The following is a 24,777-nucleotide window of genomic DNA, read 5'->3' on the forward strand; positions in this document are numbered from 1 at the left end:
CTCACTGCAACCGGCACCACTGGTACGGGAAGCGCGCCTGCCCGACCCAGGACTGGTACAGCTGGCAGGACCCCGGCTGCAGGGCCAGGCCGTAGCGGGCCAGTTGCTGCGCGGCCAGCGCCTGGGTCTGGCGGTCCGCGGCGGCGACATCCACGGCCCGTTCCGGCAGCAGCACCCAACGGCAGCGACCGGCCTCCACGTCCACGCCCGCACGCACCGGGCGGTGCGCCAGGCGCCGCATCAGCGCACAGTCGGGGCCTCGGTCCAGGCCCAGGCGCGCGGCCACCGCATTGAGCCGCTGCAGGCGCTCGACATTGCGGTCCACCTCCGCCGGCAGCAGCGCATAGCCCTGCCCGCGCGCGGCCAGCATCTGGCGGACCCGCGCGGCGTAGGCCGGCGTTTCCGGGAAATTGGAGGCGACCGACGCGTACGCCGCCTGCTCGGGCAGAAACGGAATGCGCCAGGACTCCGGCGCATCGCCGACCAGCAGCACCAGGCTGCGCTCGGGCTGCGGCAGCGGCGGCGCCTGTACCCGGAACGCCTCGCGCGCCCAGCGCTCGTGGCCCCAGTCGCCCCAGCCGTACAGCGCGAAGGCCGCGCAGGCGATCAGGGTCCAGCGCGCCGCCGGGGCGGCGATCCGCGCCGGCAGCAACCGCCGCAGCCCCACCCACAGCAGCAGCGGCGCCAGCAGCTCCGGCATCACCAGGTAGCGCTGGATGCTGAACACCGCTTGCCAGGCGAGGAAGCCGACCAGCACGAACACCAGCACCGCGCGCCACGCCGGCGCGACCACCTCCGCCGGCGCGGAGGGGCGCGGACGCCGCAGTACCCAGCGCAGCAGCGCGGCCAGGCCCAGCAGATACAGCAGCGGCCACACCAGTTGCCGCAGGCGCACCTCGCTGACCCGGTTCGGCGCCAGCGAGAACTGCACCGGCCAGGTCAGCCATTCCCACAGCGTCTTCGGCAACCAGCGCGTGTCGCTGAGCGCCCCCGGTTGCGCCAGCGGCGCCAGGAAGTGGCTGTTGAACTGCGGGAACAGCGGATTGCCGAAGGTCTGCCACACCCGCAGCAACCACGGCCCGGCCAGCAGCGCGAAGCTGAGCAGCGTCACCGCGGTCAGCACCGCGGCACCGCCGATGCGCTGCCGCGGACGCCCGCCGGCAACCAGCGCGGCCACGCCCAGGGCCAGCGCGAACAGGGCATTGGTCAGTTTGCAGGCCATCGCCAGCCCGAGCAGGGCGCCGGCCAGCGTCCACCAGCCCAGCGCCACGCCCTGCCCCGCGGCCTGCTGGCGGCGTTGCGCATGCAGTGCGGCGAGCAGCGCGCCCAGCACCGGCAGGGCGCTGGTGTTGTCGGCCATGGTGCCGGCGAACTCGGACAGGAACGCGGCGCTGCACAGCCCGGCCAGCGCCAGCCACGGCACCAGCCGCGCGCGGTCCAGTCGCGGGTCCAGCACCTGCCAGAGGATGCCGGCCAGCAGCAGGAACGCCAGCGCATGCAGCACGCCCATCGCGAACCCTGCCAGCGGTGCCGGCAAGCCGGTGAACAGCGCGTAATGCAGCACGTCCAGCAGCGGATTGAAGTAGCTCTGCATCTGCGCCGGCGCCAGGTCCACGCCGAGGCGGCCGTGCAGCGCGGCGTAGCCGTTGTACAGGTGGTAGTTGCGCAGGTCCCAGTTGGCGTCCTGGCCCAGCCACAGCGACAACAATCCGCCCAGCACCGCGACCGCCACGCCGGCGGCGACCACGTTGCCGCGGCTGTGGAAGGCGAAGCGGCGATCCAGCGCGGCCAGCAGGCGCTGGCGGCGGGTCGGACGCGGCACTGCAGCAGCAGAAATGGTCGCGCTCATGCGGCGTCACCCCGCTGCGCACCCTGCGCATGCGCAGGCCAGGCCGGGATCGCCAGGTAGGCCAGGCGCTTGGCCTCGATGCGGCCGCGCGTGACCGTGTCCAGGATCAGCCCGCAGGCCAGCAACAGCACGCCGAGCAGGACCAGCGCCGAGCACAGGATCGCGGTGGGAAACCGCGGCACCAGGCCGGTCTGCAGGTAGGTCTGCAGCAACGGCACCGCCAGCGCCAGCGCCAGCAGCACGCAGGCGCCGAAGCCCAGCGAGAAGAACAGCAACGGCCGCTCGGTCTTGAACAGGCGCAGGATGGTCAACAGGATGCGGGCGCCGTCGTGCCAGGTGCGCAGCTTGCTCTGCGACCCTTCCGGACGCGCGCCATAGGCCGTGTCGACCTCCGCCACCGGCATGCGCAGTTGCAGCGCGTGCACCGCCAGTTCGGTCTCGGTCTCGAAACCGGCCGCATGCGCGGGAAACGACTTCACGTAGCGCCGCGAGAACACCCGGTAGCCGGACAGCATGTCGTCGAAACTGCGCCCGAACAGGAAGCCCACGCAGCGGGTCAGCAACACGTTGCCGGTGCGGTGCCCGGCGCGGTAGGCCGCCGCCTCGTCGCTGCGGCGCGCGCCGACCACCATGTCCAGCCCGTCGCGCAGCAGGCGCTCGACCAGCGCCGGCGCCATCGCCGCATCGTAGGTCGCATCGCCGTCCACCAGCACGTAGACGTCGGCCTCGACGTCGGCGAACAGGCGCCGCACCACGTTGCCCTTGCCCTGCAGCGCGACCTCGCGCACCGACGCGCCGGCCGCGCGTGCCTGCGCGATGGTGGCGTCGCTGGAATTGTTGTCGAACACGTGGACCTGCGCGCCGGGCAGGTGCGCGGCGAACTCGGCCACGACCCGGCCGATGGTGGCCGCCTCATTGTGGCAGGGCACCAGCACCGCGATCCGTGGCGCGGCGGCGGGACGGTCGAAAGGGGAACTGGACATGGGCGGCGTGCGGTCCTGCGCGACGGCGTGGAAGGGCGCGCCATCCTAGCTCACTGCGGCCGCAGCACGATCGGTTGTTCCCACCAGTCCTCGACGCTGCCGTCGCGGCCATGCAAGCGCAGGCCCAGCCAATGCGTCCCCGGCGCCAGGCCACTGGCGTCGACGGTGGCGCGGAAGCCGATGTTCGGATGCCGCGGGTCGGTGGAGATCTTCCAGAACTTGGTCACGTCGTAGACGTCGCCGTAGCGCGCCTGCGCCACGACCTTGCCGTCGAGCAGCACCTCGACCCGGTCCAGGCCCACGCCGTCCTTGAACGCCCAGCCAGAGACGTCGAAGCGACGGCCGACGGTGGCGTCCACGTCCGGCGTGTTGAACCAGGCCATCGCCGGCGTGGTGCAAGGACCGGAGGCACGCTGCGCCGGCAGCACGAACAGCAGGAAGCGCTGGCTGCCATGGTCGCTGGACACCACCCGCGGCGGCGGCAGCGGCCCGACCAGGTCGCACACCGCGTGGTAGCGCTGCAGCAGCAAGCGGTACTTCATGTCGCTGGGCGAGAGCACCAGCAGGCGTGGACCGTCGCGGCGGCCGTCGCTGAGCAACCCCCACTGCTGCAGCTGCGCGCTGCGCCCGTGCTTGTCGTTCAACGGATGCGGCAGCACCTGGATGTTCGGGTCGCGCAGTTCGAAGCCGAGTTCGGCGCCGACCTTGAAGTTGTCCGCCAGCACCTGGGTACCGGCCGGCAGCGTCGCCAGTTCGCGGCGCACCGCCGCCGCCAGCGGCCGCCACCCGGCGAAGTTGCGCGGGTAGTACTTGTCGCCAGCGGTGTGCTCGCGCACCGCCGGCACCGACACCGCCAGGTAGTAGCCGAACGCACCGATCAGGCCGAGCCCGGCCAGCAGCCAGGTGGCGCGGCGCAGCGGCTTGCTCCAGCCGTTGAGGATCACCGGCGTGGCGATCAGCAGCGCCAGATAGCCCGGCAGCGGCCAGTGGAAACTGACCCGCTCGGCATCGGTGAAGAAGCCGAGCAGGAAGATGCCCAGCGTCGACACGCCGCCGAGCAGGCCGAAATAGCGCCACTGCACCCGGGTGCCGCCGCTGCCGCCGACGCGCGTGGCCATCAGCGCCACCTTGGTCATCGCCACCGCCAGCAGCGGCGTGACCAGCACCACCTGGATCAGCACGAAGGCGATGCCGGCAGGCTGGAAACTCCAGGGATGCCGATCGACCAGCTGGAACTTGAGCCCGGCCTCGCCGTTGTCCGCATTCCAGGCCAGCAGCGGCAGCCAGGCGACCATGCCCAGCGCCAGCGCGACCCACACCTGCGGATCGCGCAGCATGCGCCGGCCCTGCGGGATCAGCAGCAGCGCGATCGCGCCGACGCCGATCACGCCGACGAAGCGGTAATGGCTCAGTGCGCCGATCACCAGGCCCAACGCCAGTTCCACCGCGCTCAGCGCCTCGGTCTGGCGCAGCAGCCGCGCCGTGGCGTCGATGCACAGGATCGTGGCCAGCGCCATCGGCACGTCCGGCAGCGCCAGGATGCCCAGGGTGCCGGACAGCGGCATCAGCAACGCCAGGCTGCCGGCGCGCCAGCCGGCTACCGCACCGAACCAGCGCGTGGCGATGCGTGCGATCAACCAGGGCAGCGCGGCGCCCAGCAGCAGGAACGGCGCCCGCAGCGCCAGCAGGTGATCGCCGCCCAGCGCCACGCCCAGCCGCGCCAGCCACGCGGTCAGCCCGGGCAGATCCGAGTAGGCCAGCGCCAGGTGCTGGCCTTCCTGCCAATAGAATGCCTCGTCGACGAACAACGGCAGGCGCGCGGCGACCAGCAGTTTGGCGGCGGTGACGAGCGTCCACAGCACGATGAAGACGCTGCGTGCACGTTGTTCCCCTTGCATTGCCCGTAAACTCCCTGAAACCGTTGCGAGAATGCGATGTCCAGTCCGCCCCGCTTGCCGGAAATGCTAACCGATCCCCTGCGCGAGGCGCTCACGCGCGCCCAGCAGCAGGTCAACGCGCTGGTGCTGGGCAAGCCGCAACAGGTGCGCATGGCCTTTGTCGCCCTGCTGTCCGGCGGACATCTGCTGATCGAGGATCTGCCCGGCCTGGGCAAGACCACGCTGGCGCATGCGCTGGCGGCGAGCCTGGGGCTGGGCTTCCAGCGCGTGCAGTTCACCTCCGATCTGCTGCCGGCGGATGTGCTCGGCGTATCGGTGTACGACGCGCAGTCGCGCCAGTTCCAATTCCATCCGGGCCCGGTGTTCACCCACGTGCTGCTCGCCGACGAGATCAACCGCGCGCCGCCGCGCACGCAGAGCGCACTGCTGGAAGCGATGGCCGAGCAGCAGGTCACCCTCGACGGCACCACCCATCCGCTGCCGTCGCCGTTCTTCGTCATCGCCACGCAGAATCCGGTGGACCTGTCCGGCACCTTCCCGTTGCCCGACTCGCAACTGGACCGCTTCCTGCTGCGCCTGGCGCTGGGCTATCCCAATGCCGAGGCCGAACGCGCGCTGCTCAGCGGCAGCGACCGCCACGACCTGATCGCGCAGGCGCAGCCGCTGCTCGGCGAGGCCGACATGGCCACACTGCGCCAGAGCGTGGAGCAGATTCATGCCAGCGCGGCGCTGGTCGGCTACGTGCAGGCGCTGCTGGCGCGCAGCCGCCAGCATCCGGGCGTGCGCGTGGGCCTGTCGCCGCGCGCCGGCATCGCCCTGCTGCGCGCGGCCAAGGCGCATGCGCTGCTGCTCGGCCGCGGCCACGTGCTGCCCGACGACGTGCAGGCGCTGTTCGTCGCCGTCGCCGAGCACCGCCTGGTGGCGGAACAGGAATCGGCCTCCGGCCAGGCCCTGGCCAAGGCGATCCTGCACAGCGTCGCGGTGGACTGACGCGCATGCCGGGCTGGCGGCAGCGACTGGCGCAACTCGCCGCGCCGCGCGCGCCGGAAGCGCTGCCGATCCATCTGGATCGGCGCCGCATCTACATCCTGCCGACTCCGTTCGGCGGCTTCCTGGCGCTGCTGCTGGCGGCGATGCTGCTCGGCGCGCTGAACTACAACAACAACCCGGCGCTGCTGCTGGCGATGCTGCTCGGCGCGGCGGCGATGGCCAGCGCCATCGTCGCCCACCTGCAGTTGTCCGGGTTGCGCCTGGAGGCGCTGTCGGCCGAGCCGGTCCCGGCCGGACAACCGCTGCGCCTGCGGTTGGCGCTGGCCACCGCCGACGGCCGCCGACGGCGCGGCCTGCGCGTGCGCCACGGCGCCGCGCACACCTACCTGGACCTGCACCGCGACGACCGCAACGAGGCCGACCTGGAGGTGCCCACCGAACGCCGCGGCTGGCTCGACCTGCAGCGCGTGCAGGTCTCCACCACCCAGCCGCTGGGACTGCTGCGCGCCTGGGCCTGGTTCTGGCCGGACACCCCGCTGCTGGTCTACCCGCAACCGGAAGCCGACGGCCCGCCGCTGCCGACCGGTGCCGGCACCCCGACCCAGACCCGCCTGCACGCGCTCGGCGAGGAACTGCACCAATTGCGTCCCTACCGCGCCGGCGACGCGCCGCGGGCGATCGCCTGGAAGCACTCGGCGCGCCGCGACACCTTGCTGGTGCGCGAGTACGAACGCCCGATCGGGGTGGACGTGGTGCTGGACTGGCGCGCGCTGCCGGCGTTGCCGCACGAACGCCGCATCGCGCGGCTGGCGCGCTGGGTCGAGGACGCCGAGCGCGACGGCCGCCGCTACCGCCTGCTGCTGCCGGGGCAGCCGGCGCTGGGGCCGGGCCGCGGCCCGCAGCACCGGCATCTGTGCCTGCGCGCGCTGGCGCTGCTGCCGCATGACTGAGCCGCGTTCGCCCGCGCTGCACACCGCCAGCCGCGCCTGGGCGCTGGGCGCGGCGCTGCTGGCGTTGCTGCCGCTGCTGCTGCAGTTGCCCACCACGCTGGCCTGGCTGATCGCGCTGTCCGCGCTGCTGGTCGGCGCCAGTTCGGCGTGGCGGCCGATGCCGGCGCTGCTGCGCCTGGCCCTGGTCGCGGCGATGCTCGCGGCGCTGTACTGGCAGGTCGGCCTGCGCTTCGGCCGCGATACCGGCTGTGCGCTGCTGGCGGCGATGCTGGCGATCAAGCCCTCGGAACTGAAGAGCCTGCGCGATGCGCGCAGCCTGCTCGGCTTCGCCCTGTTCGCGCCATTCGCCGCGTTCCTGCTCGACCAGGGGCCGCTGACGATGGCGCTGGGGCTGGCCGCGGTGATCGCGGCGCTGCTGTGCATGCAGCGCCTGGCCGACCAGGAAGGACACAGCATGCGCCGTCCCTTGCGCGGGCAACTGCGCGGCGTCGGCCGCCTGCTGGCGCTGGGCCTGCCGCTGGCCCTGGCCGCGTTCTGGCTGTTCCCGCGGCTGGGCTCGCCGCTGTGGGGCGTGCCGGAACGCGCCATGGGCCGCCCCGGCCTGTCGGACACGATGAGCCCGGGGCAATGGCTGGACCTGATGGCCGACGACACCCCGGCGCTGCGCGTGCAGTTCTTCGGCCCGGTGCCGGCACCGGCGCAGCGCTACTGGCGCGGCCCGGTGCTGTGGGATTTCGACGGCCGCACCTGGCGCGCACTGCGCAGCAACGCCTGGGCGCCGGCACCGGCGGTGCAGTTCGCGCCGGGCGGCTGGGACTACCAACTCGAAGTGGAGCCGACCGACCGCCGGCAACTGGTCGCGCTGGACCTGCCGCTGCAGGCACCGGCCGGCACCCGGCTCAGCGCCGACGCGGTGCTGCAGACCGAGCGCACGCTCAGCGCACTGACCCGCTGGCGGCTGCGCTCGGCACCGCCGCAGCGAGTCGAGGCCGATCTCGGCCCGGCGCAGCGGCAGCGTGCGTTGGCGCTGCCGCCGGGCTACAACCCGCGCACCCTGGCGCTGGCCCGGCAGTGGCGGCAACAGGCCGGCGCCGACGATGCGGCGATCGTCGCCCGCGCCCTGCAATGGATCCGCCGCGACTTCGCCTACACCCTGCAGACGCCGCTGCCCGGCCGCGACGGCGTGGACGAATTCCTGTTCCAGCAGAAGGCCGGGTTCTGCGAGCACTTCAGCTCGGCGTTCGTGGTGCTGATGCGCGGTGCCGGCATTCCCGCGCGGGTGGTCACCGGCTATGCCGGCGGCACCCGCAATCCGTTCGGCAACTACTGGGTGGTGCGGCGCATGGACGCGCACGCCTGGGCCGAGGTGTGGCTGCCGCAACGCGGCTGGGTGCGGGTGGACCCGACCGCGGCGGTGGCCCCGGAACGCATCTACGACACCCTGGAGGACCGCCTGGGCAGCGGCGCCGGCGCACAGGGCGGCGACGCCGACTGGCGCTGGCGCGACCTCGCCGACTGGGCGCGGCGCGGCTGGAACGACCTGGTGCTGTCCTTCGATGCCAACCGCCAGCAGCGCCTGCTCAGCCAGTTCGGCATCACCCGGCTGGACCCCGGCCAGCTGGTGGCGCTGTTCGCCGGATTCGCGGCGCTGCTGCTGGGCGCGATGGCGTGGTGGCTGGCCCGTGGCGAGCGCGAGCGCGATCCGTTGCTGCGTGCCTGGCGCGGCCTGGGCCGGCGCTACGCCAAGCGCGGCCAGGGCCGCGAACCGCACGAACCGGCACTGGCGTGGGCGGCGCGCGTGCAACGGGAAACCGGCGATGCGAGCCTGATTTCACTCAGCCAGCGTTTCGCCGATGCGCGCTACGCTGGCGCGGATTCGGACAGCGCTTCACTGTTGCGCGACCTGCGCAGGCACCGTCCGCCCACTGGAGCATCCCGATGAAGATTCGCCTGCTGTTCCCCGTGATCGCTGCGTTGGCGCTCGGCGCCTGCGCCACCGCCCCCAAGCCGCTGCAGGGCCAGTTCGCACCCGTCAGCCCGCGCGACTCGGTCGCCGGCCAGCAGCCCGGCGCGCCGGTGCGCTGGGGCGGCAAGATCATCAAGACCACGCCCGGCCAGGGCCAGACCTGCTTCCAGATGCTGTCGCGCCCGCTCAATGCCAGCGGCCGCCCGGACAGCGACTCGGCCGACGCCAGCGATGGCCGTTTCATCGCCTGCCGCGCCGGCTTCTACGACCCGGCGGTGTTCGAACCCGGCCGCGAGGTGACCTTCATCGGCCACGTGTCCGGCTACGACAACACCCGCATCGGCGACTACGACTACCGCCTGCCGAAGATGGACGCGGACGTGGTCTACCTGTGGCCGGTGGTGCGCCAGGTCGAAGTGGTGCCGGCCTACCCGTACGGTCCGTGGGGCGGCCCTTGGGGTCCGTGGGGCCCGCGCTGGGGCTGGTGGTAAGCCCTGCGGTTTTGCCGCAACGAAAAACGCCGCTGATCCAGCGGCGTTTTTTTATGGCTGCACGGCGCCGACCGCCATCGCGTCAGGGCGTGCCGAAGCGCCCCAGCGGCGCGCCGGCGAGCAGATGCAGGTGCAGATGGAACACGGTCTGCCCGGCGTGCTCGCGGCAGTTGATCACCACCCGGTAGCCGTCCTGGGCCAAGCCCTGCTCGCGCGCGTAGCTGGCCGCGGCCAGCACCAGCCGGCCGACCAAGGTCGCCTGCTCCGGCGCCAGGTCGTCCAGGGTCGGAATCTCCACCTGCTTGGGGATGAAGAGCACATGCACCGGCGCCTGCGGCGCGATGTCCTTGAAGCCGAGCACGGCGTCGTCCTCGTAGACGATGCTGGCCGGAATTTCGCGACGGATGATCTTGCCGAAGATGGTGTCCATGGAGCGCGCCCGGAACGAAAGAAGGGGCCGCCGTTATAGCCCAATTCGGCGTCGCCCCGCAGCCGCGTGCGGCGGCTACTCGCCGCTGCCGGCGCGCGGCACTTCGCTGCGGCTGCCGAAGGCATGCGACAGCGTGCCGCGATCCACGTACTCCAGCTCCCCGCCCAGCGGCAGGCCCTGCGCCAGCCGGCTCGGCCGCACGCCGTGCTGGCGCGCCAGTTGCGCCAGATAGTGCGCGGTGGCCTCGCCTTCGACCGTGGAATTGGTGGCGATGATCAGTTCGGCCACCTCGCCCTGCGCCAGCCGCGCGCCCAGCCGGTCCAGGCCCAGTTCGCGCGGACCGATCCCGTCCAGCGGCGACAGCCGGCCCTGCAGGATGAAGTACAGGCCGCGGTAGCCGGTGGCGTGCTCGATCGCCAGGCGGTCGGCCGGCGATTCCACCGCGCACAGTTGCTGGCGATCGCGGGCAGGACTGGCGCAGATCGCACAGACCTCGGTTTCGCTGAAATCGCGGCACTGCGCACAATGGCCGATGCGCTCAATCGCCTCGTGCAACCGCTCGGCCAGGCGCTGCCCGCCTTCGCGCTCGCGCTCGAGCACGTGGTAGGCCATGCGCTGCGCGGTCTTCTGGCCGACGCCAGGCAGCACGCGGAACGCATCGATCAGTTGTTCGAGCAGCGGCGAACTCATTGGTTGGGGATTGGGGATCCGGGAGTGGGGGATTCTGGTGGCGACAGGCGGTCGGCGACCAAATCGTTAGCAAGCGAACGCGTGGAAACGTGGGACATCCCGTAGGAGCGGCTTCAGCCGCGAGGGGCGTTACCGGTAATGCCCGTCGCGGCTAAAGCCGCTCCTACGCAGGAAACGCACCGAAGCAGGAGAGGCAGCGCACGCGCGAAAACCGCGAATCCCCACTCCCAAATCCCGAATCCCAGCCCTCAGAACGGCAGCTTCATGCCCGGCGGGATCGGCATGCCGGCGGTGGCCGCGCCCATGCGCGCCTTGGATTCGGCGTCGATCTTGTTGGAGGCGTCGTTGAAGGCGGCGGCGATCAGGTCCTCGGCCATTTCCTGGTCGGCCAGGATGCTCGGATCGATCCGCACCTTGCGGCACTCCTTGGCGCCGGTCAGGGTCACGTTGACCATGCCGCCGCCGGCGCTGCCGGTGACTTCCAGCTTGGCCAGTTCTTCCTGGGCGCGCTGCAGGTTTTCCTGCATCTTCTGCGCCTGTTGCATCAATTGGGCGATATTGCCGCGCATCGTGGTTCACTCATCGTAGGGACGGATGGAATCGGGAACGACCCGCGCGCCTTGCTGCTGGATCAGCGCCTGCACCGCCGGGTCGTTCATGAACGCGGCCTCGGCCGCGTTCTGGCGCTCGCCGCGTTGCCGGTGCGAGCGCTCGTGCAGGGTTTCGGCATCGACCGCGATGCCGCTTTCGATGACGATCTTCGGACGCTGGCCCAGCGCCTCGGCCAGGGCGCCGGCCAGTTCGCCGAGCGAGCGCTCGGACTGCAGGTACTCGAAGCCCGGCGACAGCGACAGGCGCAGCACGCCCTCGGCATGGCTGACGAAGGCGGCATTGGCCGCGAGCTGCCGCGACGGGCCGGTCAGGCCGCAATCGGCGACCAGTTCCAGCCAGTCCTCGGCGCTGTGCAGCGCGCGCGGCAGGTCGGACACGGCGGCATGCGTGCGCGGCGTCTGCGCCAGCGGGGGCACCATCGCCATTTCCGGTTCGGCGGCCGCGGCCGGTGCGACCGTGGGCGCCGCCGCCGCGACCGACACGGACGGCGCAGGACGCGCCGCCGGCGGTGCCGGCGGATCCCAGGGCGGATCCAACGGGGCCGCCGCCGCACTGGGCGAGGCCGTCGCGGCCGTCGCGGGTGCGGCGGGCGCCGGCACAGGCGCGGCGACCACGGGCGCGACAGGGGCAGCGGGCGCGACCGCGGCAGGTGCGGCCATCGCCGCGGCGGGCGCACTGGCGGCCGCCGCCGAGGCATTGCCCTGCCCCTGCGTGGCCGCACCGGTCGCGCTGCCAGCCGGCAGCGCCGCAGCGCCCATCGGACGGAACGCCAGCATGCGCAACACCGCCATCTCGAACCCGGCACGCGGACTCGGCGCCAGGTAAAGATCGCGGCGCCCGTTCAGCGCCATCTGGTACCACAATTGCACGATCTCCGGCCGCAGGCGCTCGGCCAACGGCGCCGGATCCAGTCCGTCCAGCGCGGGCGTGGCCGCGCCCGGCACCAGCTGCCGCACCTGGATGCGGTGCAGGGCCTCGGCCAGCGCCTCCAGCACCCCGCCCCAGTCGGGCGAGAACTCGGCCAGGCCGGCCACCACCTGCAGCAACCGCTGCCCGTCGGCATCGGCCAGCGCCTCCAGCATCGCCCCGACCTGGGTGCGGTCGACCGTGCCCAGCATCGTCCGTACCACGTCGTCGCGCAGCGCGCCGCCGGCGTAGGCGATGGCCTGGTCGAGCAGCGACAGGCCATCGCGCAGGCTGCCGTCGGCGGCCTTGGCCAGTTGCACGATCGCCGAGGCATCCACCTCGATCTGCTCGGCGGCCAGGATCTTGGTCATCTGCCCCTGGATCTGTTCCTCGTCCAGGCGCTTGAGGTTGAACTGCAGGCAGCGCGACAGCACCGTCACCGGCAGCTTCTGCGGGTCGGTGGTGGCGAGCAGGAACTTCACGTGCTCCGGCGGCTCTTCCAGCGTCTTCAGCAGCGCGTTGAACGCCGCCTTGGAGAGCATGTGCACTTCGTCGATCAGGTAGACCTTGAACTTGCCGCGCGAGGGCATGTACTGCGCGTTCTCGATCACCTCGCGCACGTCGTCCACGCCGGTGTTGGACGCGGCGTCGATCTCCAGCAGGTCGATGTAGCGGCCGGCGTCGATGTCCAGGCAGGCCGCGCACTGGCCGCACGGATCGGCACTGGTGCCCTGCTCGCAGTTCAGCGACTTGGCGAAGATGCGCGCGATGGTGGTCTTGCCGACGCCGCGGGTGCCGGTGAACAGGAACGCGTGGTGCACCCGGCCGCTGTCCAGCGCGTTGGTGAGCGCGCGGACCACATGCTCCTGCCCCACCAGCTCGGCGAAACGCTTGGGGCGCCACTTGCGGGCGAGAACGAGATAGGACATCAGGCGACCGTCTTCATCTGAACCGCCATTGTGCCACGCCGGGCCACCGCGATCGTTCAGTCATCCGGTCAGCCGCCGTCACGCGCGCGCCGCCTTCGGCGCAGGGCTGCCTGCGACGATGAACAGGGCGAAGATGAGCGCAGTTCACGCAACGGCGGTGGCTCGCCTTGTGAACGGCGGCCATGACGGCTAGAATTCCCGCCCTTGCCCGGACCGCATGGCCCGCGCAAGACCCGGAGAGGTGTCCGAGTGGTTGAAGGAGCACGCCTGGAAAGTGTGTAAGCGTCTAAACCGCGCTTCGGGGGTTCGAATCCCCCTCTCTCCGCCAGATTCGAATTGCGCTTCCCTCGCAGAGTCGCTTCGCCACTGGCGCAAGAACTCAAAGGGAAAGACCGCGCCACTGGCGCGGTTTCGTCTCTATGGTGGCCCCGTCGGCCCCTCGCGACGCTAGGTCGAAAACCCCGCCAGGGCCGGAAGGCAGCAACGGTATCGATCGACGCGGGCGCCGAGGTCAGCCGGCGGGGTTACCACCCTCCCCTACGAAGACCGCGATCACGCCCGAGCGTGCGCGCCGCTATTCGCGCGACGGCGCTGGCGTCTCCGGGTGCAGCCAGCCCGCATCGCCCTCGCGGTAGCGCTCGCGCTTCCAGATCGGCACGCGCGCCTTGACCTCGTCGATGACGTAGCGGCAGGCGCCGAAGGCGGCGTCGCGGTGCGCGGCGACCACGCCGACCCACACCGCCAGGTCGCCGATCGCCAGTTCGCCGATGCGGTGCACGCAGCGCAGGTCGAGAATGGCGAAGCGGGCCAGGGCCTCGTCGACGATGCGCTGGCCCTCGGCCTCGGCCAGTGCGGCATAGGCCTCGTAGTGCAGGCCGTCGACCGCACGGCCGTCGTTGTGGTCGCGCACCCAGCCTTCGAAGCTGGCATAGGCGCCGGCCTGGGCGTGCGCCAGCGGGGCGCGCAGCGTGGCGATGTCGAGCGGCCGGTCGGCCAGCCGGAAACGCGGTTCGGCAGACATGGCTCAGCCTCCCGAGACCGGCGGAATGAACACCACTTCGCTGCCGTCGCGCACCGCGTCGTCCCAGCTGGCGAAAGCGCCGTCCACCGCCACCCGCAGCCGCTGCGCCGGCCAGCGCAGGCCGTGGCGGACATCGAGTTCGGCGTACAGGGCGCGCAGGTCGGGCGCGGCGGTGCGCACCTGTTCGCGCTCCATGCCCGCGGCCTCGCGCAGGCTGGCGAAATACAGCACGGTCACCGCGGCGCTCATGCCACGCTCCCGACGTCGCGCTTGCCGCCGCGCTTGCCGACCAGCCGCACCGGGCCGATGGTCATCGCGTGGGTCAGCGCCTTGCACATGTCGTAGACCGTCAGCGCGGCGACGCTGGCACCGGTCAGCGCCTCCATTTCCACGCCGGTGCGGTGCACGGTGCGCACCGTGCATTCGATGCCCAGCACCTGCGGCGAGGCCCAGTCAATGGCGAAGCGGCAGCCGTCGATCGGCAGCGGGTGGCAGAACGGGATCAGTTCGTGGGTGCGCTTGACCGCCATAGTCCCGGCGATCACCGCGGTGTCGACGATGCCGCCCTTGGCGCTGCGCAACGCATCGGCGCGCAACTGCGCGGCCACCGCCGCGGGAAAGCGCACCTGCGCCTGCGCCACCGCCACACGCGCGGTGGCGGCCTTGGCGGAGACGTCGACCATGGTCGGCAGCCCCTGCGGATCCAGGTGGGTCAGCGCCGGCGCGGCTGAGCGCGCGGACGTGGCGGAGGTTTTCTTGGTCATGGACTGCGCTGCCGCTCCCACGGCGCGATGTTCAGGCATTGCCGGGAATCGGCGTGCCTTGATGGAACAGCATGCGCCATCGGCCGTCGCGGCGCTGCCACAGCGAACTGCGCAGCGCCTGCCGCGGCGGTTCGTCGCCACCGCGGCGCTCGCTGCGATAGCGCACCTGCGCAAGATCCGGTGCCAGCGACTGCACCTGGATGTCGAAGGCGCGATAACGAAAGGCACCCGACTCGGCCGGCAGCGCCCGCAGCACTGCCGGCTTGTCGAAACGGCGGCCGGAGGCGCCGAACTCGACGAAACCGTCGTCGAGCAGCGCGGCCACGCGCTCGGCCGAGGCGCGCACCGCCGGCTCCAGCAATTCCAGCTCCAGCGCGACCAGGGCGCCTTGCAACGCGGCATCCATCGCTCAACCGCCGATCAGGAACATTTCGACGTGCTTGCCGCGCGTGGCCGACGTCGCGCCGCGCAGTTCGCTGTAGCGATCGTCGCGGCGCTGCCACAGCGCACGCACGCGCTCGGCCAGCGCGTCCTCGCCGCCGGCCAGCGCCGGGCGCAGATCGGTGCCCTCGCCCGCGAACAGGCAGGTGTAGAGATGGCCATCGGCCGAGACCCGGGCGCGATGGCAATCGCCGCAGAACGGCGTGCTGACCGAGGTGACGAAGCCGATCTCGCCGCCGCCGTCGGCGAAGGCGTAACGCGCGGCGACCTCGCCCGGGTAGTGCGGCGCCAGCGCCTGCAACGGCCAGCGCGCGGCGATGCGGTCGCGCAGTTCGGCGGCAGGCACCACCCGCTCGCGACGCCAGGCGTTGCAGGTGCCCACGTCCATGTACTCGATGAAGCGCAGCACGTGGCCGCTGCCGCGGAAATGCGCCAGCAACGGCAACACCTGGTCGTCGTTGATGCCGCGCTGGACCACGCAGTTGAGCTTGACCGGCCCCAGCCCGGCCGCGACCGCCGCCTCGATGCCCTCCAGCACCTGCGCGATCTCGCCGCGTCCGCCGGACAGCTGCCGGAACAGGGCCGGTTCGATCGCGTCGAGGCTGACCGTGACCCGGCGCAGGCCGGCCTCGCGCAAGGCTTGCGCATGCCGCGCCAGCAGCGTGCCGTTGGTGGTCATGGCCAGATCGTCCACGCCGGGGATGCGCGCCAGCCGCCGCACCAGCTCGGGCAGGTCGCGGCGCAGCAGCGGTTCGCCGCCGGTCAGGCGCAGCTTGTTCACGCCGTTGCGGACGAAGGCGCGGGCCATCGTCTCGAGCTGCGCGAACGACAACCGCGATGCGGCGTCGAAGCCATAATCGTCCGGCACCTTGTCGGCCGGCATGCAGTAGCCGCAGCGGAAGTTGCAGGCCTCGATCACCGACAGGCGCAGGTCGCGCAACGGTCGCCCGCGCCGGTCCGCCGGCGTCGCCGACGCGAGCGGCGGGCGCGGCAGCGCGTTCATCCCGTCGGCACCTGCGGCGCGCGCGGCGCGGCCAGCGCCACGCGCTCGCCCGGCCGCGCCACGCGGTGACCGCGCGCGCGCAGGGCCTGGGCATCTTCGGCGCTGGCATAGTGATAGAGCATGGTCCGTCGCAGCAGTTCGGCGGGGTACTCCCGCTCCAGATCGTCGACCCCAGTATGCGACGGGTTGCCGTGAAGACCGCAGTCGTGCGCCACCAGTTCGCCGTCGTCGGCATACCGGTTCAGCATTTCCGGGATCGGCCGGGTGTCCCCGCTCCACACCAGCGCGCCCTGCAGGCGCAGGCCGTAGGCGGTCTCCGGCCAGTGGTGGCGCACCGGGAACACCTCCAGGCGCACGCCCTCGTGCCAGAACGCATCGCCCACGGCGATCAACTGGAAGGCATCCCAGAAATTGGCGCCGCCCTCGGCCAGCACATTCGGGTAGTCGGCTACCCGGCGGTGCAGCAGCGGCAGCACCGTCGCCGGCACGTACAGCCGCACCTTGCCGCGGCGCGCGGAGAAATAGCTGTCCACGAACAGCCGCTCGAAGCCGGCGACGTGGTCCAGATGCACGTGGGTGACGAACAGCGCCTGCGGCATCGCGCCGTAGTGCGCCTGGTAGGCGGTCAACCCCTCGCCGCCGCAGTCGATGGTCAGCCACGGCCGCCCATCGCGCTCGATGGTGGCCATCGGCGAACCCAATGCCACCGCCGAGGCGTTGCCCACGCCCTGGAAGCGCAGCGCCCAGTCCGTCATCAGTAGCCGCGCTCCCAGGCCAGATCGTAGGCGCGGCGCAGCCGCGCGTAGTCCTTCTCCACCGCATCGACGCTGCGCTCGCCGCGCAGCTTCAGCAGCGAACGGTGCAGCCGCTTGAGGTTGCGCTCGCGCCAGCGGGTAGCTGGAATGCGCAGCACGCCGCGGTCGAAGTCGATCAGCCAGCCGCGGCCGTTGCCGTCGAACAGGATGTTGTGCGCATTGAGGTCGGCGTGGTCGAGGCCGGCGCGATGGAAGCGCGCGATCAGCCGTCCCGCCTCCTCCCACGGCGCGCCGCGCCCGGCCAGGTGCGCGCGGTCGGCCAGCGAGCGCACGCCCTCCAGCCGCTCCATCAGGATCGCCGCGCGGTAGCGCAGTCCCTGGCGCAGATAGCAGGCCGCCAGCGGCCGCGGCACCGGCAGCTTGCGCGCGATCAGCGCACGCATCAGCCGGAACTCGGCGAAGCTGCGGGTGCGGTCGGCGCCGGTCCACAGATAACGGTCGCGCACCAGCCTGGCCACCAGCCCGCCGCGGCGGTACTGGCGCAGCACGCAACTGCCGAACGGCGCTTCGACGAACCAGGCGCCGCCGCGGCCGCCGGCATCCACCGGGCGGGCGCGGTCGCCCCAGGCGACGGCGGAGAACAGCGTCGGTTCGGCTTGCCGCAGTCGTTCGCGGTCGAACAGAATGGCGCCGTAGCCGCGGCCCTCGCGGTACGGCGTCAGCGCTTCGGTGGCGTCGAATGCAACCATCCAGCGAGTCTAACAACACCATGCCGGCAACGCTCCCTTCGTTGTGCCTGTTGCGCCTGTCGGCGCTGGGGGACGTGACCCACGTGGTGCCGCTGGTGCGGACCCTGCAGCGCGCCTGGCCGCAGGCGCCGGCGCTGCACTGGATCATCGACAAGGCCGGGCACAAGCTGCTGGAAGGCCTGCCGGGCGTGGTGTACCACACCTACGACAAGCGCAGCGGCCTGGCCGGCATGCGCGCAGTGCGCCGTGACCTGCCGGCGCAGGGCTTCGACGCGCTGCTGCAGATGCAGGTGGCGTTGCGCGCCAACGTGCTGTCGGCGTTCGTGCCGGCGCGCCGGCGCATCGGCTACGACCGCAGCCGCTCCAAGGATCTGCACGGCCTGTTCGTCAACGAACGCATCCCCGACCGCCCCGGCATCCACGTGCTGGATGCGATCGGCAGCTTCTGCGAGCCGCTGGGGCTGCGCCAGACCGAGGTGCGCTGGGACCTGCCGGTACCCGACAAGGCCCACGCCTGGGCGCGCGCGCAATGGCCCGACGACGGCCGCCCGGCGCTGCTGATCTCGCCCTGCTCCAGCCACCAGCGCCGCAACTGGTACGCCGAGCGCTACGCCGCGGTGGCCGACCATGCCGCCGCACAGGGCTGGCGGGTGGTGCTGTGCGGCGGCCGCAGCGATCTGGAGCGTAGTACCGCCGACGCCATCGTCGCCGCGGCGCGCACGCCGGTGCTGGACCTGGTCGGCCGTGACACGCTCAAGCAACTGCCGGCGCTGCTGCAGCGTGCGGCGCTGGTACTGACTCCGGACTCGGGTCCCATGCATATCGCCAACGCGATGGGGACCAAGGTGCTGGGCCTGCACGCAGCCAGCAACCCGCGCCGCAGCGGCCCGTACTCGGACCTGCGCTACTGCGTGGACAAGTACGACGCCGCCGCGCGCAAGTACCTCGGCAAGCCGGCCGAGCAGCTGAAATGGGGCAGCAAGATCGAATTCGACGGGGTGATGGAACTGATCGCCGTGGACGACGCGATCACCGCCTTCGAGCGCTACCGCGCCGACCACGGCCACTGAGGCCGCTTGCGCCGCGCGCGCCGCCGCCCTACCATCCGCCGCGCGTCCTGCCGCCGATCCCGGCCCGCAGGAGCCGCCGTAAGCGTTTACGTCAATCAACGCGCCAACTGCGCCGGATCCGTCCGGGGCTGTTTCCCGCCCAGGCCTGGCAGGCCGCCGGTGGGTGGCGCCTTCGATCGACCGGCTTACGGAGAGTCCCGCAATGTCACGTTCCCCGCTGTTTTCCCGCAAGCTGTCCCCGCGCCATGCCGCCTGGGTGAGCCCGCTGCTGCTGTCGGTGCTGATGACCTGCATCGTCTCGATGATCAGCACCCTGCGCAGCGTCGGGCTTGCGCCTGGCGTCGGCGCGCTCTGGCTCGGCGCCTGGGCGCTGTCCTGGCTGGTCGCCTTCCCTACCCTGCTGCTGGTACTGCCGATGGTGCGGCGCCTGACCGGCCTGCTGGTCGCGCGCGACTGAGTTCGTCCGGTGCCCGGGAGCGCACTGCGCGTCCCGGGCACCGCCCTCACGCCGAGGCGTTGCGGTAGTCCTGGTAGGACTTCTCTTCCACGTAGCTGGAGCCCAGCGCCAGGTTGATTTCCTTCTTGAGCCGCGCGCGCTCGTCGTTTTCGTAGTACACGCTGCGCGCCAGCTTGATGAACTCCTCGTCGAAGGCCTGCGCCTTCTCCTTGATCCGGATCTCATCCTCGATCACCCACAGGCGCTCGTTGACCGCCTTCAGGTCCGCGCGCAGGCGCGCCACGTCGCCGCCGGCCGCCGGATGCGCCATCCAGGTCTTTTCCAGCGCCGACAGCTCGGCACGCACGTTGGCCAGCTTGCCGGCATCCTCGATGCGCTCGGACTTGATCTGCAGGATGGCGATCTTGTCGAGCAGTTCGCCGAAGGACACGGGCACCAGGATTTCCGACATGGCAGACACCACAAACGAGAGAAGGGAAAGTGTAACGGCCACGCCTTAAGCCGGCGTCGGCACGCTGTCGCGAGCGCCGAAAAGCAAAAGGCCCCTGACGGGGCCCGATGCGAAACTGGCGGGAAGGGGGGGATTCGAACCCCCGAGGCGCTATAAACGCCTGCCTGATTTCGAGTCAGGTACATTCAACCACTCTGCCACCTTCCCGGGTGGTCCCCGGCGGACCGGGGGCGTGCATCATACGGTTCCCGCCGCGCGCGGACAAGCGGCCCGCCGCCGGCGCCCCCGCGCGCGCCCGGCAGCGCTGGGCGATGAACCCCGCCTGCGCCGCGCCGCGGCTGGCGATTGCCTGATCCGCGCGCGACCGCGATGATGCCCTTCGACCCCAGAAAGACACCGGCCGGCCGCAGGCGCGCAATGATCGAATTCGGACACCTCACCCACGTCGGCCTGCGCCGCGACCTCAACGAGGACACCTACTACGGCGACCACGAGCTGGGGCTGTGGCTGGTCGCCGACGGCATGGGCGGCCACGCCTGCGGCGAAGTCGCCAGCGCCCTGGCGCGCGAGGCCATCGTGCGCGAAGTGCGCGGCGGCACCGCGCTGGCGCAGGCCATCCGCATCGCCGACGAGGAGATCATCCGCGCCTCGCAGCGCCGCAACGACACCCTGCCGATGGGCACCACGGTGGTGGCCGCGCGGGTGCAGGGCAACCGCTTCGAGGTAGCCTGGGTCGGCGACAGCCGCGCCTACCTGTGGCGCGACGGCAAGCTGGCCCAGCTCAGCCAGGACCACAGCTACGTGCAGGAACTGATCGCGCAGGGCGCGCTCACCGCCGAGCAGGCGCGCGCGCATCCGCACCGCAACGTGGTCACCCAGGCATTGGGCGTCACCGATCCGCAGCATCTGAACGTGGCCACGATGACCGGCGAGCTGCGCCCGGGCATGCGCCTGCTGCTGTGCAGCGACGGGCTGACCGAGGAAGTGGACGACGCCGGCCTGGCCAACGCGCTGAGCCACGACGACTGCAGCGCGCAGGAGTGCGTGGACATGCTGGTCGCCGCCGCGCTCGACGAGGGCGGCTCGGACAACATCACCGCGATCCTGGTGCGCTGCCACTAGGGCGGTGCGGCGGGGCCGCCGCCCGCGGCCGCGCAAACGACTTCAGGGCGCCTCGAATCAGCGGTTTCGCCACACGCGAGCCGGCTCCAGGTTGCCCTGTGGGAGCGGCTTCAGCCGCGACGGGGCCTTACGGGGAACGTCCCCTTCGCGGCTGAAGCCGCTCCTACGCCATCCGTCGCGCCGTTATTGGAGGTGCCCTTCAGCCGGCGGCCACCGCTTCCGCCACGACCGGTTCGACGTCATCCCACAGCGCGCGGCCGGCCTTCTTGCGCAGCTTTTCCAGCCGCGCCTGGTGCGCCTCCAGCTCCGATGCGGTCGCCACGACCCGCGGCCGCGGCAGCAGCATCGTCATGTCGAATGCCGGCCCCTGCGCCGCCGCATGCCCGGCGCCGTCCTCGGCCAGGGCGAAGCCGATCTCCTCCTGGCCGGAGGTCAGCGCGATGTACACGTCGCTGAGGATCTGCGCATCGAGCAACGCGCCGTGCAGTTGCCGGTGCGAATTGTCCACGCCCAGCCGCTTGCACAGCGCGTCCAGCGAATTGCGCTGGCCGGGGAAGCGCTCGCGCGCCAGCAGCAGGGTGTCGATCACCGTGGCGCGGTCGAGGATGCGGCCGTAGGACTCGCCCAGCCGCGACAGCTCGTAGTCCAGGAAGCCCAGGTCGAACGAGGCGTTGTGGATGATCAACTCGGCGCCGTCGATGAACTCCAGGAATTCGTCGACGACCTCGTGGAACTCCGGCTTGTCGGCGAGGAACTCCAGGGTCAGGCCGGTGACTTCCTGCGCGCCGGGCTCGAAATCGCAGTCCGGGCGCAGGTAGCGGTGGAAGTTGCGCCCGCTGGGGCGGCGTTCGAGCAGCTCCACCGCGCCGATTTCGACGACGCGGTTGCCCTTCTTCCATTCCAGGCCGGTGGTTTCGGTATCGAGGATGATCTGGCGCATGGGACTCGCAGCGGAAAAGGAAGACGACATCAGGACGCGACCGCGGCGCCGCCGGCGCGCACGTGCAGGGCCTGGTTGCGCGCCAGCTGGTCGACCCGCTCGTTGTCCGGGTCGCCGTTGTGGCCCTTGACCCAGCGCCAGTCGATCGTATGCCGCTGCGCCGCGGCATGCAGCCGTTCCCACAGGTCGCGGTTCTTGACCGGATCGCCGCCGGCGGTCTTCCACTGCCGCCGCACCCAGCCGGGCATCCATTCGGTGATGCCCTGGCGCACGTACTGCGAATCGGTGTGCAGCACGATCTGGCACGGCTCGGTGAGCGTCTCCAGGGCCATGATCGCGGCCATCAGCTCCATGCGGTTGTTGGTGGTGTGCGCCTCGGCGCCGGCCACCTCGCGCTCCAGTCCCTTGTAGCGCAGCAGCGCGGCCCAGCCGCCGGGGCCGGGGTTGCCGAGGCAGGCGCCATCGGTATGGATATCGACAGTCTTCATGAAACTCCGCGAATCAGATGGAAGCGACCGAGCCGCGCCAGCGGACCGGCGCGCGCAACGGAATGGGGCCGATGTCGGCAGCGGTACGTTTTTCCGCCTGCAGCAGGCACACCGCGCGCAGCGGTGCGGTGGAGCTGGCCGGGCCGACGCCGCCACGGGTCGGCCACACCGGCCCGAGATAGCGCAGTTGCTCGATGCACGGCAGGCCGACCTGCTCCAGCAGGCCGCGCCAGCTGCCCGGCGGACGCGCCACCAGGCCCTGCCGGCGCCAGCGCAGCCGATACGGGCTCATCGCATTGAGCGCGAACAGCCACAGGCGCCCGCCCGGCATCAGGATGCGCTCGCATTCCTCCAGCAGCATCGCCGCATCGGCGGCCAGCACGTGCTGCAGGACGATGGCATTGACGCTCTCGGAGGGCAGCGGCAGCGGCAGCGTGCACACCAGGTCGCCGGCATAGCCACGGGCGCTGCGGTGCAGACGCACGCCCCGCCCCGGCAGCTCGCGTCCCGGCGGCGGTAGCGGCACCGGCGCCAGCCACAGCCAGGGCTGCGCGGGACGCTTGAGCAGGGCGTCGAGGATCAACGGCTGCTCGGCCTGGAGCAGCGCCTGCGCCCCGGCTGTATCAAACCAGGATGAGACGTTGGCTTGACGAGGGAGCGACACGGCAGGCATGGTGCCAATTCTATGCGACTGATCGCCCTGCCCGCATTCCAGGATAACTACATCTGGGCGATCGCCACGGACGGCGGGCGTGCGCTGCTGGTCGACCCCGGCCAGACCGAGCCGGTGCTGCAAGCGGCGGCGCAAGGCCTGCAGCCGGCCGCCATCCTGCTCACCCACCATCACGACGACCATATCGGCGGCGTCGCCGCGCTGCGCGAGCGCTGGCCCGACCTGCCGGTGTACGCGCCGGACGACCCGCGGATCGCCGGATTCGCGTGCGACCGGATCGGCGACGGCGATGTCGTGAAGGTGCTGGACTGGCAGTTCGATACCCTGGCCGTGCCCGGCCATACCCGCTCGCACCTGGCCTATGTCGGCCACGGTCATCTGTTCAGCGGGGATACGCTGTTCAGCCTGGGCTGTGGGCGCATGTTCGAAGGTACGCCCTCCCAGATGTTGGGTTCGCTGCAGCGCCTGTCCGCCCTCCCGGGGCAGACGCTGGTGTGCTGCGGACACGAATACACCTTGGCCAATGCGGCATTCGCCGTCACGGTCGATCCCACCAACGCTGCCCTGCGGCAGCGCCATCAGGAAGCCCAGGCCATGCGTCATGCTGCCCGTCCCACCGTTCCCGTCACACTCGCCAGCGAACTGGCGACCAACCCGTTCCTGCGCACCGCCTCGGCGGCGATCCAGCAGGCGATCGGCGCCCGGCTCGGCCGGGGGGTGTCCGACGAGGTGGAAGTCTTCGCCGAACTGAGGCGCTGGAAAGACGATTTCCGCGCATGAGGGCGCTGGCGTTGACGGCGGCGCTGACGCTGGCGATGGCGTCGGCGGCGCCCCCCGCGGCGGCCGCGACCCCGCTCGCGGCGGCACTGGAACAGACCGTGGCCGGCCTCAACGGCCTGCCGACCGATGCGGCGGCGCTGCCGCCGCCGACCACGCGTAACGGCCACGACATCCTTGCCCGCTTCCGCGAGGGCCTGGCGGATGCGCGCTGCGATGCCGGCGCCACCGATGCGCGCTGGCAGCAGCAGTTCTCGCGCGCGCCGTCGCGCCTGGCCGACGAGGACGAAGACGTGCTGCCGCTGTTCGGCTACGTGGTCGACGAGTTGCGCGCGGCCAACCTGCCGACCGAGTTCGCGCTGATCCCGTTCGTGGAGAGCGGCTACCGCCCGGCCGCGCGCAACAGCGGCGGCCCGGCCGGCCTGTGGCAATTCATCCCCGGCACCGCGCGCAACCACGATGTCCCGCTGGAGAACGGCTACGACGGCCGCCTGTCCGCGGTGGACTCCACCCGCGCCGCGGTACGCTACCTCAAGACCCTGCACGGCATGTTCGGCGGCGACTGGCGCCTGGCGATCATGGCCTACAACGCCGGCGAGTACCGTGTGCTGCAGTCCATGCGCCGCGCCGGCATGAATGCGCAGAACGCGCAGCCGGACAAGCTGCCCGGGCTGTCCTCGGTCACCTACGCCTACGTCGAGAAGCTGCATGCGCTGGCCTGCGTGCTGGAACAGGCGCAGACCCGCGACGAATGGATGGCCTCGCTGGACCGCGACGTGCCGATCCTGCAGGCGCAGACCCTGCCCGCCGGGATGGCGCTGGACGACTGGGCACGGCGCCAGGCGCTGCAGGGCAATGAGCTCGCGCGACTGAATCCGGCGCTGGGCAGTGGCCGTAGCGCCAAGCGCGCGCTGCCGGTGCTGGCGCCGCGCGGCGCGGGGGGCCCCGTGCTGGCCCAGGACAGCGCGCCGCCGGTGCAGGACGACGCCCCGGTCGTCGCCACCGTGGCCAGCACCGACGACAGCCCCGCACCGAGCCGCAGCGTGCGCACCGGCGCCCGCTCCCGCCACACGCACACCGTGCGCGACGGCGACACCGCCTGGAACATCGCCAAGCGCTACGGCATCACCGTGCAGGCACTGTTGATGAAGAACGGCCTGTCCGCGCGCAGCGTGCTGCGCCCCGGCATGGTGCTGAGCTACGAGGACTGACGCATCCCGCCACGGCGGGAATGCGTGATCCATGGTCGAAGACAACGGGTCGTGCGGCCGCGCGCTGCGCGAGCGCACACATGCCGGCTGCCCGTGTCCATCGCCGGCGCTGCCCTCCGCCGGCCAGCACGCTCTTGTCCTGCTCCATGCACCACGCGCAC

General features: G+C 71.6%; 27 protein-coding genes, 2 tRNA genes and 1 other RNA gene. 11 read left to right on the top strand and 19 right to left on the bottom strand.

The genetic code is table 11. The features are described from left to right. Position 1 precedes the first annotated feature (1 nt). From NKJ47_RS16370 to NKJ47_RS16380, 3 genes are read right to left on the bottom strand one after another with little or no spacing between them, the layout of a single operon-like run. Positions 2–1,849 carry a glycosyltransferase 87 family protein gene (locus NKJ47_RS16370; protein ID WP_254458874.1) on the bottom strand — a complete coding sequence of 616 codons (1,848 nt, stop codon included), beginning with the start codon at positions 1,847–1,849 and terminating at the stop codon, positions 2–4. Beyond that, positions 1,846–2,832 (bottom strand): glycosyltransferase family 2 protein, encoded by a 987-nt coding sequence (locus NKJ47_RS16375; protein ID WP_254458875.1) that lies wholly within the window; start codon positions 2,830–2,832, stop codon positions 1,846–1,848. Before NKJ47_RS16375 ends, NKJ47_RS16370 begins: the two co-directional genes overlap by 4 nt. 50 nt (positions 2,833–2,882) lie before the next feature. After that, positions 2,883–4,730: an ArnT family glycosyltransferase gene (locus tag NKJ47_RS16380; protein WP_254458876.1), complete on the bottom strand. Its 1,848-nt coding sequence runs from the start codon at positions 4,728–4,730 to the stop codon at positions 2,883–2,885. Positions 4,731–4,766: 36 nt separating this feature from the next. Between NKJ47_RS16380 and NKJ47_RS16385 the strand changes: the two genes are divergently transcribed. Genes NKJ47_RS16385 through NKJ47_RS16400 form a run of 4 tightly spaced genes read left to right on the top strand, consistent with a single transcriptional unit; the run spans position 4,767 to position 9,127 of the window. Continuing rightward, a complete protein-coding gene (locus tag NKJ47_RS16385; RefSeq protein ID WP_254458877.1) occupies positions 4,767–5,720 on the top strand; it encodes an AAA family ATPase in 954 nt (317 codons plus the stop codon). 5 nt (positions 5,721–5,725) lie between these two features. After that, on the top strand, positions 5,726–6,670 hold the full coding sequence (locus NKJ47_RS16390) for a DUF58 domain-containing protein (RefSeq protein WP_254458878.1): 945 nt from the start codon (positions 5,726–5,728) through the stop codon (positions 6,668–6,670). After that, positions 6,663–8,612 carry a DUF3488 and transglutaminase-like domain-containing protein gene (locus tag NKJ47_RS16395; protein WP_254458879.1) on the top strand — a complete coding sequence of 650 codons (1,950 nt, stop codon included), beginning with the start codon at positions 6,663–6,665 and terminating at the stop codon, positions 8,610–8,612. The genes NKJ47_RS16390 and NKJ47_RS16395 overlap by 8 nt, the downstream gene beginning before the upstream one ends. Continuing rightward, positions 8,609–9,127, top strand: coding sequence for a Slp family lipoprotein (locus tag NKJ47_RS16400; RefSeq protein ID WP_254458880.1), 519 nt, complete (start codon positions 8,609–8,611; stop codon positions 9,125–9,127). Before NKJ47_RS16395 ends, NKJ47_RS16400 begins: the two co-directional genes overlap by 4 nt. An 82-nt stretch (positions 9,128–9,209) precedes the next feature. Here the strand turns inward: NKJ47_RS16400 and NKJ47_RS16405 are convergent, their stop codons facing one another. From NKJ47_RS16405 to dnaX, 4 genes are all read right to left on the bottom strand, one after another. Further along, entirely contained in the window at positions 9,210–9,557 is a 348-nt protein-coding gene (locus NKJ47_RS16405) for a histidine triad nucleotide-binding protein (RefSeq protein ID WP_010342491.1), read from the bottom strand. Between the two features lie 75 nt (positions 9,558–9,632). Next, positions 9,633–10,247, bottom strand: a complete 615-nt coding sequence (gene recR, locus NKJ47_RS16410) for a recombination mediator RecR (RefSeq protein WP_254458881.1) — start codon at positions 10,245–10,247, stop codon at positions 9,633–9,635. A 248-nt stretch (positions 10,248–10,495) separates the two neighbouring features. Beyond that, on the bottom strand, positions 10,496–10,816 hold the full coding sequence (locus tag NKJ47_RS16415; RefSeq protein ID WP_017909282.1) for a YbaB/EbfC family nucleoid-associated protein: 321 nt from the start codon (positions 10,814–10,816) through the stop codon (positions 10,496–10,498). A gap of 6 nt (positions 10,817–10,822) precedes the next feature. Beyond that, positions 10,823–12,694: a DNA polymerase III subunit gamma/tau gene (gene dnaX / locus NKJ47_RS16420; protein WP_254458882.1), complete on the bottom strand. Its 1,872-nt coding sequence runs from the start codon at positions 12,692–12,694 to the stop codon at positions 10,823–10,825. A 235-nt stretch (positions 12,695–12,929) separates the two neighbouring features. On the opposite strand from dnaX, the gene NKJ47_RS16425 reads away from it, so the two are divergent. Both NKJ47_RS16425 and ffs read left to right on the top strand, forming a co-directional pair. Next, positions 12,930–13,022, top strand: a tRNA-Ser gene (locus NKJ47_RS16425). A gap of 100 nt (positions 13,023–13,122) precedes the next feature. After that, an RNA gene (gene ffs, locus NKJ47_RS16430) (signal recognition particle sRNA small type) lies at positions 13,123–13,219 on the top strand. Positions 13,220–13,268: 49 nt separating this feature from the next. Here ffs and NKJ47_RS16435 read toward each other — a convergent pair. From NKJ47_RS16435 to NKJ47_RS16465, 7 genes are read right to left on the bottom strand one after another with little or no spacing between them, the layout of a single operon-like run. Further along, positions 13,269–13,715 (bottom strand): molybdenum cofactor biosynthesis protein MoaE, encoded by a 447-nt coding sequence (locus tag NKJ47_RS16435; RefSeq protein WP_254458883.1) that lies wholly within the window; start codon positions 13,713–13,715, stop codon positions 13,269–13,271. A gap of 3 nt (positions 13,716–13,718) precedes the next feature. Further along, entirely contained in the window at positions 13,719–13,964 is a 246-nt protein-coding gene (locus NKJ47_RS16440; RefSeq protein ID WP_254458884.1) for a MoaD/ThiS family protein, read from the bottom strand. Continuing rightward, positions 13,961–14,479, bottom strand: a complete 519-nt coding sequence (gene moaC / locus NKJ47_RS16445) for a cyclic pyranopterin monophosphate synthase MoaC (RefSeq protein ID WP_254458885.1) — start codon at positions 14,477–14,479, stop codon at positions 13,961–13,963. The genes NKJ47_RS16440 and moaC overlap by 4 nt, the downstream gene beginning before the upstream one ends. Before the next feature lie 31 nt (positions 14,480–14,510). Continuing rightward, a complete protein-coding gene (locus NKJ47_RS16450; protein ID WP_254458886.1) occupies positions 14,511–14,885 on the bottom strand; it encodes a DUF4440 domain-containing protein in 375 nt (124 codons plus the stop codon). A gap of 3 nt (positions 14,886–14,888) precedes the next feature. Then, positions 14,889–15,923 carry a GTP 3',8-cyclase MoaA gene (gene moaA / locus NKJ47_RS16455; protein ID WP_254458887.1) on the bottom strand — a complete coding sequence of 345 codons (1,035 nt, stop codon included), beginning with the start codon at positions 15,921–15,923 and terminating at the stop codon, positions 14,889–14,891. Continuing rightward, complete coding sequence (locus NKJ47_RS16460; protein ID WP_254458888.1) at positions 15,920–16,678, bottom strand: MBL fold metallo-hydrolase; 759 nt, start codon at positions 16,676–16,678, stop codon at positions 15,920–15,922. The genes moaA and NKJ47_RS16460 overlap by 4 nt, the downstream gene beginning before the upstream one ends. Further along, positions 16,678–17,427, bottom strand: coding sequence for a 3-deoxy-D-manno-octulosonic acid kinase (locus tag NKJ47_RS16465; RefSeq protein WP_254458889.1), 750 nt, complete (start codon positions 17,425–17,427; stop codon positions 16,678–16,680). Before NKJ47_RS16465 ends, NKJ47_RS16460 begins: the two co-directional genes overlap by 1 nt. Before the next feature lie 20 nt (positions 17,428–17,447). On the opposite strand from NKJ47_RS16465, the gene NKJ47_RS16470 reads away from it, so the two are divergent. Continuing rightward, positions 17,448–18,497, top strand: coding sequence for a glycosyltransferase family 9 protein (locus tag NKJ47_RS16470; protein WP_254458890.1), 1,050 nt, complete (start codon positions 17,448–17,450; stop codon positions 18,495–18,497). 202 nt (positions 18,498–18,699) lie between these two features. Beyond that, positions 18,700–18,954, top strand: coding sequence for a DUF2798 domain-containing protein (locus NKJ47_RS16475; protein WP_254458891.1), 255 nt, complete (start codon positions 18,700–18,702; stop codon positions 18,952–18,954). A gap of 46 nt (positions 18,955–19,000) precedes the next feature. Here the strand turns inward: NKJ47_RS16475 and NKJ47_RS16480 are convergent, their stop codons facing one another. Both NKJ47_RS16480 and NKJ47_RS16485 read right to left on the bottom strand, forming a co-directional pair. Beyond that, entirely contained in the window at positions 19,001–19,405 is a 405-nt protein-coding gene (locus NKJ47_RS16480; RefSeq protein ID WP_254458892.1) for a DUF6165 family protein, read from the bottom strand. A gap of 116 nt (positions 19,406–19,521) precedes the next feature. Further along, positions 19,522–19,612 (bottom strand) — tRNA-Ser (locus NKJ47_RS16485). Positions 19,613–19,822: 210 nt separating this feature from the next. Between NKJ47_RS16485 and NKJ47_RS16490 the strand changes: the two genes are divergently transcribed. Then, positions 19,823–20,527, top strand: a complete 705-nt coding sequence (locus NKJ47_RS16490) for a PP2C family protein-serine/threonine phosphatase (RefSeq protein ID WP_254458893.1) — start codon at positions 19,823–19,825, stop codon at positions 20,525–20,527. 199 nt (positions 20,528–20,726) lie between these two features. Here NKJ47_RS16490 and dnaQ read toward each other — a convergent pair whose 3' ends face one another. From dnaQ to NKJ47_RS16505, 3 genes are read right to left on the bottom strand one after another with little or no spacing between them, the layout of a single operon-like run. Next, the gene (dnaQ, locus tag NKJ47_RS16495; protein WP_254458894.1) at positions 20,727–21,467 is read right to left on the bottom strand and encodes a DNA polymerase III subunit epsilon; all 741 of its coding nucleotides are present in this window, start codon (positions 21,465–21,467) and stop codon (positions 20,727–20,729) included. A gap of 29 nt (positions 21,468–21,496) precedes the next feature. Then, positions 21,497–21,955 carry a ribonuclease HI gene (gene rnhA / locus NKJ47_RS16500; RefSeq protein WP_254458895.1) on the bottom strand — a complete coding sequence of 153 codons (459 nt, stop codon included), beginning with the start codon at positions 21,953–21,955 and terminating at the stop codon, positions 21,497–21,499. Between the two features lie 13 nt (positions 21,956–21,968). After that, positions 21,969–22,628 (bottom strand): class I SAM-dependent methyltransferase, encoded by a 660-nt coding sequence (locus tag NKJ47_RS16505; RefSeq protein WP_254458896.1) that lies wholly within the window; start codon positions 22,626–22,628, stop codon positions 21,969–21,971. A 12-nt stretch (positions 22,629–22,640) separates the two neighbouring features. On the opposite strand from NKJ47_RS16505, the gene gloB reads away from it, so the two are divergent. Further along, positions 22,641–23,408 carry a hydroxyacylglutathione hydrolase gene (gloB, locus tag NKJ47_RS16510; RefSeq protein WP_254458897.1) on the top strand — a complete coding sequence of 256 codons (768 nt, stop codon included), beginning with the start codon at positions 22,641–22,643 and terminating at the stop codon, positions 23,406–23,408. Continuing rightward, entirely contained in the window at positions 23,405–24,616 is a 1,212-nt protein-coding gene (locus NKJ47_RS16515) for a lytic transglycosylase domain-containing protein (RefSeq protein ID WP_254458898.1), read from the top strand. Before gloB ends, NKJ47_RS16515 begins: the two co-directional genes overlap by 4 nt. Positions 24,617–24,777 lie beyond the last annotated feature (161 nt).

Source organism: Xanthomonas sacchari, assembly GCF_024266585.1.
Classification (GTDB): Bacteria; Pseudomonadota; Gammaproteobacteria; order Xanthomonadales; family Xanthomonadaceae; genus Xanthomonas_A; species Xanthomonas_A sacchari_C.

Bases quoted from the DNA above. Each gene is read 5' to 3' on its own strand.
- NKJ47_RS16450 (WP_254458886.1), bottom strand. From the start codon at position 14,885: ATGGATGCCGCGTTGCAAGGCGCCCTGGTCGCGCTGGAGCTGGAATTG.
- NKJ47_RS16395 (WP_254458879.1), top strand. From the start codon at position 6,663: ATGACTGAGCCGCGTTCGCCCGCGCTGCACACCGCCAGCCGCGCCTGG.
- NKJ47_RS16490 (WP_254458893.1), top strand. From the start codon at position 19,823: ATGATCGAATTCGGACACCTCACCCACGTCGGCCTGCGCCGCGACCTC.
- NKJ47_RS16460 (WP_254458888.1), bottom strand. From the start codon at position 16,678: ATGACGGACTGGGCGCTGCGCTTCCAGGGCGTGGGCAACGCCTCGGCG.
- NKJ47_RS16370 (WP_254458874.1), bottom strand. From the start codon at position 1,849: ATGAGCGCGACCATTTCTGCTGCTGCAGTGCCGCGTCCGACCCGCCGC.
- NKJ47_RS16380 (WP_254458876.1), bottom strand. From the start codon at position 4,730: ATGCAAGGGGAACAACGTGCACGCAGCGTCTTCATCGTGCTGTGGACG.
- rnhA (WP_254458895.1), bottom strand. From the start codon at position 21,955: ATGAAGACTGTCGATATCCATACCGATGGCGCCTGCCTCGGCAACCCC.
- NKJ47_RS16400 (WP_254458880.1), top strand. From the start codon at position 8,609: ATGAAGATTCGCCTGCTGTTCCCCGTGATCGCTGCGTTGGCGCTCGGC.
- recR (WP_254458881.1), bottom strand. From the start codon at position 10,247: ATGAGTTCGCCGCTGCTCGAACAACTGATCGATGCGTTCCGCGTGCTG.
- gloB (WP_254458897.1), top strand. From the start codon at position 22,641: ATGCGACTGATCGCCCTGCCCGCATTCCAGGATAACTACATCTGGGCG.
- moaC (WP_254458885.1), bottom strand. From the start codon at position 14,479: ATGACCAAGAAAACCTCCGCCACGTCCGCGCGCTCAGCCGCGCCGGCG.
- moaA (WP_254458887.1), bottom strand. From the start codon at position 15,923: ATGAACGCGCTGCCGCGCCCGCCGCTCGCGTCGGCGACGCCGGCGGAC.
- NKJ47_RS16390 (WP_254458878.1), top strand. From the start codon at position 5,726: ATGCCGGGCTGGCGGCAGCGACTGGCGCAACTCGCCGCGCCGCGCGCG.
- NKJ47_RS16375 (WP_254458875.1), bottom strand. From the start codon at position 2,832: ATGTCCAGTTCCCCTTTCGACCGTCCCGCCGCCGCGCCACGGATCGCG.
- NKJ47_RS16505 (WP_254458896.1), bottom strand. From the start codon at position 22,628: ATGCCTGCCGTGTCGCTCCCTCGTCAAGCCAACGTCTCATCCTGGTTT.
- NKJ47_RS16480 (WP_254458892.1), bottom strand. From the start codon at position 19,405: ATGTCGGAAATCCTGGTGCCCGTGTCCTTCGGCGAACTGCTCGACAAG.
- NKJ47_RS16470 (WP_254458890.1), top strand. From the start codon at position 17,448: ATGCCGGCAACGCTCCCTTCGTTGTGCCTGTTGCGCCTGTCGGCGCTG.
- NKJ47_RS16465 (WP_254458889.1), bottom strand. From the start codon at position 17,427: ATGGTTGCATTCGACGCCACCGAAGCGCTGACGCCGTACCGCGAGGGC.
- NKJ47_RS16515 (WP_254458898.1), top strand. From the start codon at position 23,405: ATGAGGGCGCTGGCGTTGACGGCGGCGCTGACGCTGGCGATGGCGTCG.
- NKJ47_RS16475 (WP_254458891.1), top strand. From the start codon at position 18,700: ATGTCACGTTCCCCGCTGTTTTCCCGCAAGCTGTCCCCGCGCCATGCC.
- NKJ47_RS16415 (WP_017909282.1), bottom strand. From the start codon at position 10,816: ATGCGCGGCAATATCGCCCAATTGATGCAACAGGCGCAGAAGATGCAG.
- NKJ47_RS16405 (WP_010342491.1), bottom strand. From the start codon at position 9,557: ATGGACACCATCTTCGGCAAGATCATCCGTCGCGAAATTCCGGCCAGC.
- dnaX (WP_254458882.1), bottom strand. From the start codon at position 12,694: ATGTCCTATCTCGTTCTCGCCCGCAAGTGGCGCCCCAAGCGTTTCGCC.
- NKJ47_RS16385 (WP_254458877.1), top strand. From the start codon at position 4,767: ATGTCCAGTCCGCCCCGCTTGCCGGAAATGCTAACCGATCCCCTGCGC.
- NKJ47_RS16435 (WP_254458883.1), bottom strand. From the start codon at position 13,715: ATGTCTGCCGAACCGCGTTTCCGGCTGGCCGACCGGCCGCTCGACATC.
- NKJ47_RS16440 (WP_254458884.1), bottom strand. From the start codon at position 13,964: ATGAGCGCCGCGGTGACCGTGCTGTATTTCGCCAGCCTGCGCGAGGCC.
- dnaQ (WP_254458894.1), bottom strand. From the start codon at position 21,467: ATGCGCCAGATCATCCTCGATACCGAAACCACCGGCCTGGAATGGAAG.